The organism is Pseudomonas sp. Yb2C2 (assembly GCF_052112325.1).
Lineage (GTDB): Bacteria > Pseudomonadota > Gammaproteobacteria > Pseudomonadales > Pseudomonadaceae > Aquipseudomonas > Aquipseudomonas marginalis.
Genome location: NZ_JAVAJK010000080.1, coordinates 1 through 255, shown reverse-complemented (window position 1 = coordinate 255; position 255 = coordinate 1). Strand labels below are relative to the sequence as shown.

The following is a 255-nucleotide window of genomic DNA, read 5'->3' as shown; positions in this document are numbered from 1 at the left end:
TGTCATGCTCGTAGGACGTCGGCTCATCATCCCCGGGAAACAACGCCACCAAGTGTCCGGCGTCGTCGTACTGATACGCCGTCACCGCCCCCAGCGGATCCTGCTCAACCGTCAGCCGGCCTTTGGCGTCGTAGGATTTGAAATGCTGGGCACCGTCCGGATCAATCCGCTGCACCAGCCGCGCCCGGTCGTCATGGACATACACTTCCTGACTGCCATCGGCGTTGTGCAGCGTGACACGGCCGTCGTCCCCCC

At 63.5% G+C, this 255-nt stretch carries 1 protein-coding gene; it reads right to left on the bottom strand.

All coding sequences use genetic code 11. The features are described 5' to 3' along the window. A partial coding sequence (locus Q8X51_RS32240; RefSeq protein ID WP_407695014.1) for a hypothetical protein occupies positions 1 to 255 on the bottom strand: 255 nt, incomplete at both ends.